Source organism: Pedobacter sp. HMWF019, assembly GCF_003061025.1.
GTDB lineage: Bacteria > Bacteroidota > Bacteroidia > Sphingobacteriales > Sphingobacteriaceae > Pedobacter.
On sequence record NZ_QAIL01000268.1, the window covers coordinates 1 to 10,717 of the forward strand.

At 42.7% G+C, this 10,717-nt stretch carries 7 protein-coding genes; 5 read left to right on the forward strand and 2 right to left on the reverse strand.

Annotated features, from left to right (window positions below; genetic code table 11):
• The first annotated feature begins 119 nt into the window (after positions 1-119).
• The 4 genes from DBR11_RS15625 to DBR11_RS15640 all read left to right on the forward strand — a co-directional run bounded on the left by DBR11_RS15625 (position 120) and on the right by DBR11_RS15640 (position 8,096).
• Positions 120-1,463 (forward strand): aspartate aminotransferase family protein, encoded by a 1,344-nt coding sequence (locus DBR11_RS15625; protein WP_108553591.1) that lies wholly within the window; start codon positions 120-122, stop codon positions 1,461-1,463.
• 81 nt (positions 1,464-1,544) lie between these two features.
• The gene (locus DBR11_RS15630) at positions 1,545-4,661 is read left to right on the forward strand and encodes a TonB-dependent receptor (RefSeq protein ID WP_199233854.1); all 3,117 of its coding nucleotides are present in this window, start codon (positions 1,545-1,547) and stop codon (positions 4,659-4,661) included.
• Between the two features lie 3 nt (positions 4,662-4,664).
• A complete protein-coding gene (locus tag DBR11_RS15635) occupies positions 4,665-6,455 on the forward strand; it encodes a RagB/SusD family nutrient uptake outer membrane protein (RefSeq protein ID WP_233260775.1) in 1,791 nt (596 codons plus the stop codon).
• 18 nt (positions 6,456-6,473) lie between these two features.
• A complete protein-coding gene (locus DBR11_RS15640) occupies positions 6,474-8,096 on the forward strand; it encodes a hypothetical protein (protein WP_108553593.1) in 1,623 nt (540 codons plus the stop codon).
• A gap of 19 nt (positions 8,097-8,115) precedes the next feature.
• Here the strand turns inward: DBR11_RS15640 and DBR11_RS15645 are convergent, their stop codons facing one another.
• Complete coding sequence (locus DBR11_RS15645) at positions 8,116-9,264, reverse strand: MFS transporter (protein WP_108553594.1); 1,149 nt, start codon at positions 9,262-9,264, stop codon at positions 8,116-8,118.
• Positions 9,261-10,205 carry an alpha/beta hydrolase gene (locus tag DBR11_RS15650; RefSeq protein WP_108553595.1) on the reverse strand — a complete coding sequence of 315 codons (945 nt, stop codon included), beginning with the start codon at positions 10,203-10,205 and terminating at the stop codon, positions 9,261-9,263. Before DBR11_RS15650 ends, DBR11_RS15645 begins: the two co-directional genes overlap by 4 nt.
• 92 nt (positions 10,206-10,297) lie before the next feature.
• On the opposite strand from DBR11_RS15650, the gene DBR11_RS15655 reads away from it, so the two are divergent.
• The gene (locus DBR11_RS15655) at positions 10,298-10,693 is read left to right on the forward strand and encodes a helix-turn-helix domain-containing protein (protein ID WP_108553596.1); all 396 of its coding nucleotides are present in this window, start codon (positions 10,298-10,300) and stop codon (positions 10,691-10,693) included.
• The last annotated feature ends 24 nt before the right edge of the window (positions 10,694-10,717 follow it).

A 10,717-nucleotide genomic window follows, 5' to 3' on the forward strand; every position in this document is an offset into this window, starting at 1 on the left:
CTTAAAGGGAACAGGATAAACTCCGTTTCCTGTGTTTGTATATATTTGTTTGAATATTTTGTATACATAAAAATAAATATTTTGTATACATTTACAAAACCAAATATAAAACTATACTTATGTCTTTTCGATCAAATGAGCTTCTGCTCCAGGAAGCAAGCCAATTCCAGAAGGTACACCAGGAAGCCAACAAATTCATCGCCGGTGGCGTGGTTTCTTTAAACCGAAAAGTACAGCCCCATATTGTTTTCAAGAAAGGCAAGGGAAGCCGGATTTTTGACATCAACAACAAGGAATACATAGATTACCATTCTGCCTTTGCCGCTCATCTACTGGGCTACAACAACAAAGAAGTCAATAAAGCCGTGACCCAGACATTAAAAAACGACTACTCTCTGATAGGAAGTGGAACAAATCATATGGAAATCAAACTGGCGGAGATCATGTGTACCCTTATCCCCTCTCTGGAACTGGTTCAGATCACAAACACAGGAAGTGAAGGAACCGCTCACGCCATCAGACTGAGCAGAGCCTACACAGGAAAAGAGCATATCATACTGATCAGTGGCGGATATAATGGCTGGCATAATGATGTGGCAAGAAAAGTAATGCCATCTCTAAAAGAGATTGGTCCGCGAAAGTCTCCCGGAGAATACCCTTTTCTTCCATCTTCAGCGGGCATACCACGATCCGTTAGAAGCAAAGTACACTGTGTTAACTTCAATGACCTCGATTCTATTGAATATGTTCTTAAAAAATACCCGGTAGCCTGTGTACTTCTGGAACCTGTAATGCAAAACATAGGCATTGTGCTTCCTCAGCCAGGCTACCTGGAAAGCCTAATCCGTTTATGCGAACAATACGAGGCAGTATGTATTTTCGATGAAGTAAAAACTGGGTTTCGTTCCTCCCTAAGAGGACATCAGCATCTGGAAGGCGTCAAACCCCATCTATCCGTGTTTGGCAAGGCCATTGCAAACGGCTATCCTCTGGGCGTTATTGGCGGAAAGAGAGAGATCATGGAATTATTTGATGCACCTGACCCTAAAAAAAGAGTACTGATTGCAGGAACCTATAACGCCCACCCTCTTAATGTGGCCGCAGCAATATCTACGCTTCAAATTTTACAGAAACCAGAAACATATGAACATCTGGACAAAGTTTGTAATATTCTCTACAAGGGATTGCGGTCCCTTTTTACAGAAAAAGGGATTCCGGCAATCGTAGCCACAAACGGCTCAGCGTCCTGCACCTATTTCACACAAAAAACACCCGTTGATCTCCATCATATTTTAACAGACCACGATTTCAACTTCGACCTGAAATACCGGAAAGCATTGATCCAGGAAGGCATCTACCTCCTTCCTGTTGCCTGTAAACAATCATCCATAAGCCATGCACATAGCCAGGAAGACATCTACCAAACACTTGAAGCCACTAAAAAGGCATTAAGCAGGGTTTAGCTACAAAACACAAACCGTATACAAAATCACACAAATACCGTTAACAACCCAACCAAATATTTTCCTCTAAACCAACATTGTATGAAATTTTTGTTCTTCTCCGGTATCGCAGGTTCTTCCATGAGATGGAAACTACCCTGTTCTATACTCTCCTTATTTCTTATGCTCACTGTTTTTTCCAGTTTCTCTTATGGCCAGCAAAAATCTGCGGTCACTGGGGTGGTTAAATCTGGTGATTCTACACTCTCCTCAGTTTCTGTTACTATAAAAGGTTCTTCAACAAGTGTGGTAACTGATTCCAAAGGCAAGTATTCTATTCCGGCCGGTCCGGCAGACGTACTGGTCTTCTCTTCCATTGGATACACCTCACAGAGTATCCCAGTTAATGGCCGTCCTCGCATTAATATTGAGCTGATCAGCGAAATTCAATCGCTCAGCCAGGTGGTTGTGGTTGGTTATGGAACAGCAAAGAAGGCAACCCTTACCGGGGCTATAGTCTCTGTAAAAGGCTCTGACCTCGAAAAATCTCCGGCAATGAACCTCAGCAACAGTCTTGCAGGCAGGGTTCCTGGTGTAACTGCCGTTACCCGCAGCGGAGAACCCGGAAATGACGGAAGCACCTTACTGATCCGCGGGTCGAATACACTGAACGACAACACCCCACTTGTCGTCGTTGATGGAATCGCCGGGCGTCAGCTGGAAAGAATTGACCCTTCAGATATTGAAAGTGTAACTGTATTAAAAGATGCCTCCGCGGCTATTTATGGAGCCCGGGCAGCCAATGGGGTCATTATGATCACCACAAAAAGGGGAACATCCGGGAAACCTACCATTAATTTCTCTTATGATCAGGGCTTTGTACACCCAACGGTTATTCCCAAAATGGCAGATGCGGCCACTTATGCCCAAATGGTCAATGAGATTGAGCAATACAGGGACAAAGACCTGGTCTATTCTGCAGATGATATCCAAAAGTATAAAGACGGATCAGATCCCTGGGGGCATCCGAATACAGACTGGTTTAAAGCAGTATATAAACCTATATCTATTCAAAGAAACAGTCACCTGTCTTTAAGAGGAGGAAGCGATGCCATTCGATATCTGGTGTCTGCAGGATACAGGTACCAGGACGCAATTTATAGAAACAGCGCCACCAATTATTCGCAGGGAAATTTCCGTGTCAATCTGGACGCAAAAGTTTCTTCCAATATTAAACTCAGTTTTGATCTGGCAGGAAGACAGGAGAACCGAAATTACCCTACCCTGAGTGCTGAAGACATCTATTCGTCTACAATGCGTGGAAAACCAACCGTTGCTGCCCGATGGCCAAATGGGCTTCCCGGCCCTGATATTGAACGCGGAGCCAATCCAGTGGTCATGACTACAGATAAAACCGGTTATGATAAAGACATCCGCTATATATTGGAAAGCAACGCCAAACTGGACATCAACATTCCCTGGGTAAAAGGGCTATCCGTTACGGGTAATGCCTCTATTGATAAACTGATGGATAACCATAAGCTATGGCAAACCCCATGGTACCTGTATTACTGGGACGGCCAGAGCTACGGCGCAGACAAGCTTCCTGAGTTGACCAAATCTTTAAAAGGTTATGCCACACCCCAACTCAGACAAGACTTTAACAACGGAAACAGAACAACCCTTAATGGTTTGATCAATTACAGCACATCCATTGGAGAAGTGCACAATCTTAAAGCTATGGTGGGTATAGAACGCATTACCGGCGACTCACTTAACTTTTTTGCAGCCAGAAGGAATTACATTTCTGCTGCAGCAGATCAGCTCTTTGCAGGTGGAGACGGTACAGATCAGACCAATGGCGGGTCTGCAAGTGTAGATGCACGTTTAAATTATTTCGGACGTTTAAACTACAATTTCAAGGAAAAATACCTGGCTGAATTCGTTTTCCGCTATGACGGATCCTATATTTTCCCTGCCAATGGCAAACAATTCGGCTTCTTTCCAGGAGTATCTCTTGGCTGGGTCATCTCTGAAGAAGATTTTTGGAAAAAAAACCTTTCGTTTTTTAACCAGCTTAAAATCCGAGGCTCATGGGGACGTACCGGAAATGACCGCATTAATCCTTACCAATACCTTCAGGGCTATGCTTATGCAGGTGATGGAACAACTTCAACTACCTACATTTTTAATGGAACAGAAGAGCACAAGGCTATTAACGAAACCCGTATTGCCAATCCTAACATCACCTGGGAAATTGCCAACCAGTCGAATATTGGTATTGATGGTAAAATGCTCAATGGAAGAATCTTCTTTTCTGCAGATTATTTCTACAATCTAAGAACAAATATCCTGGCTTACCGTAATGCATCCGTGCCTGCATCGACAGGTCTTACACTGCCACGTCAGAATATAGGAAAAGTCGCCAACCGTGGGTTTGAATTCCAGGTAGGCACCAACGGAAAAACCGGTGATTTCACTTATACAGTATCTGTCAACGGAGGATATCAAAAAAACAAGATTGTATTCTGGGACGAAGTACCCGGCGCTCCAGCTTACCAGCAATCTACCGGCCATCCAATGAATACTTCTCTATATTATGAAGCTATTGGTATTTTCAGGGATCAACAGGCGGTAGACAACTACCCGCACTGGGCAAATGCCAGACCAGGTGATATTATTTTCAAAGACGTCAACAATGATGGCAAAATTGATGGATTAGACCAGGTACGCAGTGACAAAACAGACCTCCCAACCTTTACAGGAGGTATAAATATAGATCTGCAATACAAAAACTTCTATGCTTCCCTCCTTATCCAGGGTGCAACCGGCGCTATGAGAAAACAATTTACCTTCTCGGGAGAAAGCGGCAACTTCCTTCAGGATGATGCCCAGGGAAGATGGACCATTGAAAACCCAGATGCCACAAAACCGAGAACCTGGAATTTTGCTGAAGAATATTGGATGAAACAATACGACATCAACAATACCTATTTCCTGAGAAACAGCAATTATGTAAGGTTGAAGAACGTAGAAATCGGATACAACTTTCCTGCTCCGCTACTCAGTAAAATCGGTGTTAAAGGCTTGAGGGTATACCTCAGCGGCCTGAACCTGGTAACAATAACAAAATTGAAAAATTACGATCCGGAATCCAGTTCAGACAACCCTTACCCATCCAATAAAGTTGTCAATGCCGGTGTTAACTTAACTTTTTAATCTATGAAAAATATTCTAATCACCTGCAGCTTTATTTTGTGCATTATGATATGCACATCGTCCTGCAAAAAAGATTTTTTAGATACCAAACCCTCAACAGAATTTTCTGGTGACGACATTTGGAATGATCCGAATCTGATTGAAGCCTTTGTTAACGGAATTTATTTAAATGTAGATAATCCTGCTAATGGCGGTGACGGTTTACTGAAAGGGGAATTTGTAGATGAGATGCACGACCAATGGTTCAGCTTCTTTGAATTCAACAATAGCCTGATCACTCCCGACGACCTGGCTTCCTGGCCACATGAAAACTGGGACAAGTTGTATAAAAACATCAGGTCTTGCAATATCTATTTCAGTAAAATTAACGGTGCGAAAATAGACGATACTCAATTGAAAGACAGGATGACCGGGGAAGTACATTTTCTGCGTGCCTATCTTTACCATCAGCTGGTAAGTCTTTATGGTGGTGTCCCAATCATCAAAAAAGCCTATGAGCTAAATGATGTATTTGCTGTAAAAAGAGACTCCTACAGTGATTGCATTAACTTTATTTCTAAAGAATGTGATTCTGCTGCACTACTGCTCCCGCTTGTCCAGAGCGGAAGCAATCAGGGCAGAGTGACCAAAGGAGCTGCACTGGCACTCAAAGCCAGAGCCTTGCTCTACGCAGCAAGTGACCTGCACAACAAACCTGTATTTTCAGGATTTGCTCAACAAGAACTGATCAGGTATACCGACGGAAATCAGGCGACCAGGTGGAGAGCAGCAAAAGATGCCGCAAAAGCTGTTATAGACCTGGGCGTTTACCGCCTCTACAAAGCCGACCCTGCCCCCGGAGATTCTATTGCTCAGAATTTCGCAAACATCTTTATCAGTAACGGTACAGAGGAAGACATTTGGGTAAGGTATTTTAAAACCACCTCTCTCAACGGTTCTCCAGATCTAAATTCACTTTCTCTCGTTTCAGGGCCCAACGGATATCACTTATATGGCCAGGACACCCCTTCTGGAGAAATGGCAGATCATTTTGAAATGTCCGACGGTACTCCATTCAGCTGGTCCGATCCCTCAAAAGCCTATCAACCCTATAAAAACAGGGACCCAAGGTTTTACGCTTCTATTCTTTATGAAGGGGTTAAATTCAAGCCACGTCCATCAGACATCACCAATCTTGACCCCGTTGGTGTAATACAAGTAGGCACCTGGCAAAGATGGAATACATCCAGCAATTCAATGGAAGAAGTTTACGGACTTGACAGCAGAAAAGGCCCGGTTGAAAATTTCAACGGAGGATACACCGGTTACTATCTGCGAAAGTTTATCGATCCGGCAATCAACGGCCAATTCAGCACCAACGGCACACCTTGGCGTTACATGCGTTATGCAGAAGTTCTTTTAAACTATGCTGAAGCCTGTATAGAATTAAATGAAGAAAGCGAAGCACGTTCCGCACTTAACCAAATCAGAAAAAGAGCAGGAATGCCCAATATCACAGATTCAGGTAATGCATTGCGTAACCGTTACCGCAATGAAAGAAGAGTGGAACTTGCCTTTGAAGAACATCGCTTCTATGATGTAAGGCGCTGGCTTATTGCGCCCGAAGCTTATCAACAATTTAGTGGGGTTAGCGTTGTCTATAAATTAAACGCAGATCATACCACAGCCACTATACCAACCATTACACCAATAGTAGTACAAAAAAGTGCATGGCTCGATAAGGCTTATTTATTTCCTGTTTCCAGAGATGAAATAAACAAAAACGCTTTATTAATTCAGAACCCCAATTATTAATCAATAACTTGCATATAAATGAAAACAAAACACATGCTGCTGGTTGCAGCCCTACTTCTTTTGAACATAAAATCTCGTGCTCAATATGCGATACTGAATAAAGACCTGCTCCACGCTGAACAAGACCATATCCTTCCAGATTCCATCATCTATCACACGGTAAGAGTAGATGGCTCTGGAAATATCCTGCCCTGGTATTCTACCAATTACGGGACATCGTTTGATCAGATGATCAAACTGGTATGGAAGTTCTGGAGCAATATGGAAACAGACACCAATGGTGTGAAATATTACATGAACCATCAGGTATGGAAAGCAGGTCACGATAAAAGAGGCATTGGAGGTGACCAGGTTGCTATGGGAATATCCTCCTGGGACCTCTTATATAATTATTTAGGAGACAAGGCTATTATTAATGACATGAAATACCAGGCCGACTACTATCTGGCACATTCCATATCTTCACCAAACTGCAAATGGCCAAATCTTCCCTACCCCTACAATACCAATGTAGAATCCGGCATATATGACGGAGATATGATGGCAGGTAAAGGTGTACTACAACCAGACAAGGCTGGATCTTTAGGCTTCGAGCTGGTCCGGTTATATAAAAAGACCGGTAACACCAAATATTTGGATGTAGCTGTTAAAATCGCCAATACCATGGCCGCCAACATTCAACCCGGAGATGCAGACCATTCGCCATGGCCATTCAAAGTAAACGCAGTAACTGGAGAAGTAGCCGCTCTTGGCAAAAATGATTTCTATAAGGAACTCAGACAAGGCACCTATACCACGAATTGGACCGGTACAATGGAGCTGTTCAGCGAACTCATTAAGCTCAACAAAGGAAATAAAGCACGGTACCAGCAGGCATTTAACAAAACCTTAAACTGGTTTAAAAACTATCCTGAAAAAACAAATGACTGGGGGCCCTTCTTTGAAGATGTACCCGGCTATTCCAAAACACAGATCAATGCAACCACCTATGCGATGTATGTAATGGAACACAAAAATTTATACACAGACTGGGAAAAAACCGTAAATAACATTTTTGACTGGGTCCACACTACGTTTAACAATAAAGATTGGGCAAAATACGGAGTTACAGTGACCAATGAACAAACTGCTTATCCTGTTGTGGGTAATAGCCATTCTGCCCGCCAGGCTTCCATGGAACTCCAGTACTGGGCATTAACAGGAGACACCACATTAACACGCAATGCCATAAGAGAACTCACCTGGGCAACCTATGCTGTAGACAATGATGGCAAAAATTACTACCCAACCAATGATGTATGGATGACCGATGGATATGGAGATTATGTTCGTCATTATATCAGATCTATGGCCATCGCACCGCAGTTAGCGCCCTCAGATGCAGACCACATGCTCAAAACTTCATCAACAGTACAAAACATAAATTACCAAAAGACTTCGATCTCCTATCAAATCTACGACAAGGCATCCAGCGATCTTTTCAGACTAACCGGCAAGCCCGTAAAAATTAGTGTTAATGGCAAGCTACTTGCTCAGGTAAACGACAAAAATAAAGACGGATGGTTTTGGCAACCTCTGGATCAGGGAGGCATTCTCAGCCTCAAACAAAAACTTGGCGACAAGATTGAAATCACAAAATAACTATAAAGCAAAGGTCAGTCTAACCAGACTGACCTTTTTCTATAAGGCTTCTCCAGGTCATCATCAGCAAGGCAAGGATACCAAAGCCAAATCCTACCCAGGGTGTATGCGCTACACCCTTCGTGGCGATTACCCAACCACCCGCTGTTGTCCCTAAAGATACCCCAAGATTGCCAAATGAAGTAGCGAGGCTATTGGCAAATTCCAGTGACCGGGGAGCAGAAGAAATCATATAAGTAGAGGCATTCAGGAAACTCGGAGAGTACAAAAAGCCCCAAACTGCAATAACCAGGATAGTAGTTATCGTATTTCCCCCTGAAAAGTGTAAAAGTACGGGGATCAGAATAGTGCCGGAAAGGAAAAACGCTGTAGTTTTCGGAATATTTCGATTCAGCATTTTACCCGAAATCCAATTGGCAAAAACACCGATCACACCAAATAAAAACATCATATAGCTCACCATGGTATTATCCATACTTTTTGCTTTATTCAAATAATCAGCGAAATAACTATAGGTAGAAAACCAGGCCGTAATCATAAAGAAATTCATGGCCGTGCTGATCAAAAATGTGGGTTGCCGGAGGATGGAAAGCTGACTGCGATAAGACTTCTTTTCTTTAACAGGCATAGCAGGTAAGACAAAATAAATTGCAGCCAAAGCACATATACTTACCACTGCCTGCACCACAAATGAAGATTTCCAGCTCCATATACTGGACAGATAAGTGGCAAAGGGAACCGTTGTAACCATTGCAATAGCCACACCACTAAAAACTATTCCCATCAGCTCATTCTCATGTTTTTTGTCGCCCTGAGACACCGCAACAGACAAGGCTGTTGCAATATATACCGGCTGTAAAAAAGCAGGTAAAACCCTTACCAGGACTAGAATCCAGAACGGAGGAGCGAAAGCAGATACGATGCCGGTAATCAGGAAAATAAAAATTGCAGTCAGCATGACTTTCTTTCTATCAAATCCGGAAACCAATAAGGTCATAAAAGGCCCCGTTAATGCAATAACAAGCGCAAATGCACTTAGTAAAACACCGGCTTTATCAATACTGATTTGATAATGAGCTGCAATTTGCGGTAGAATACCTATAATCCCAAACTCTGTTGTGATTACCCCTATAAAGCCCAAACAGCCTATATATGCGAATTTCTTCATCCCAATTTGCGGTTAAAATTTTGGAAAAGAAACTGAGCAGCCTCTTCAATGGCGTAATTACCTTCGTCAATAATACCGCCCATCTGAAAAAAACCATGGACCATCCCATGATACATGGACTGCTTAACCTCAACCCCCTCGTTCTGCAGTTTTTCAGCGTAGAGTACAGCCTCATCCCTTAATGGATCACATTCTGCTATGATGATTAGACTCTTGGGAATACCAGCAAGATGATTTGCACATAAAGGTGATGCATCTGGATTTTTTTTATCTTCATTATTGCTCAGATAAAGGTCCCACGCATTCACAGCTCCCTCATAATCCAGAACCGGACCACCCTCAAATTCTTTCCAGGATGCTGTTTTAAGAGAAGCATCCGTAACAGGATACACCAGGACCTGGCAAAGTATTCCCTGTAGATGATCCTGAATAGCCTTTCTGGTAATCACAGCCGCCAAAGCCCCTCCAGCACTGTCCCCTGCAATCGCAAGACGTTTCAAATCAATACCCAAGGACTCCGCATTGTTCATCACCCAATTTAAAGCTCCATACCCATCGTTTACTCCACCAGGAAAGGGATGCTCCGGCGCAAGTCTGTAATCAACCGCAATAACGATTGCCCCTGATAAATTACTCAGCTTTCTTAAAGGTCTGTCATGAGTTTCCAAACTCCCCGCATTGAACCAGCCCCCATGAAAATAAATTACAGCAGGGAGTTCCATATCTTTTGATGGGCGATAAATCCTGATATTTATCTTTTGATCAAAAGATAAGATCTCCAGATCATTTACCTGAAAAACAGCTTCTTCTTCTCCTGCCATTGGTATAAATTTTTCATAGAAAGCTCTGCTCGCTTCCAGCTCATTTTCGATTTCCTGCACATCAATGGCCTGGATATAATCCAATGCATCTTTTACTTGTTTCGATAAGAATACACACATAGTTATTTCGTATTAGGCCGCAAAGCTATTTTATAACCTTTACTTTTGCGGGCAATACATCTATTTGTATGGTACTAACAAATTTGTAAGTAATGGGAAAAAGAAAAGAGAATTCAACGAATATGCTGAACGAAAAACTAATTACAGAGGGATGCGACCTTACCTATGCGGTTTGTAAAATTGGCGGCCGGTGGAAACTATTGATCCTTTGTAAACTTGAAGAGGGAAAATTGAGATTTGGGGAAATAAAAAAACTAATACCTTATATCACAGAACGCATGTTAACCTTGCAACTCAGAGAATTAGAAAAAGAGGGTTTAGTCAAACGTACCGTCTATGCAGAAGTACCTCCAAGAGTAGATTATGAACTCAGTTCTATTGCAAAAGAGCTCATTCCAATTTGGTCGAAACTGAGCAGCTGGGGAGCTAAACATAAAGAACTGATCAGTCCGGCTATTTCACAAGAGCGCCAGACACAAGAGTCCTAATCATCAGTTAAAATACCCCTAGCC

Excerpts from the sequence above, each read along its gene's own strand:
- DBR11_RS15645 (WP_108553594.1), bottom strand. The coding sequence starts at position 9,264 with ATGAAGAAATTCGCATATATAGGCTGTTTGGGCTTTATAGGGGTAATC.
- DBR11_RS15630 (WP_199233854.1), top strand. The coding sequence starts at position 1,545 with ATGAAATTTTTGTTCTTCTCCGGTATCGCAGGTTCTTCCATGAGATGG.
- DBR11_RS15640 (WP_108553593.1), top strand. The coding sequence starts at position 6,474 with ATGAAAACAAAACACATGCTGCTGGTTGCAGCCCTACTTCTTTTGAAC.
- DBR11_RS15635 (WP_233260775.1), top strand. The coding sequence starts at position 4,665 with ATGAAAAATATTCTAATCACCTGCAGCTTTATTTTGTGCATTATGATA.
- DBR11_RS15650 (WP_108553595.1), bottom strand. The coding sequence starts at position 10,205 with ATGTGTGTATTCTTATCGAAACAAGTAAAAGATGCATTGGATTATATC.
- DBR11_RS15655 (WP_108553596.1), top strand. The coding sequence starts at position 10,298 with ATGGGAAAAAGAAAAGAGAATTCAACGAATATGCTGAACGAAAAACTA.
- DBR11_RS15625 (WP_108553591.1), top strand. The coding sequence starts at position 120 with ATGTCTTTTCGATCAAATGAGCTTCTGCTCCAGGAAGCAAGCCAATTC.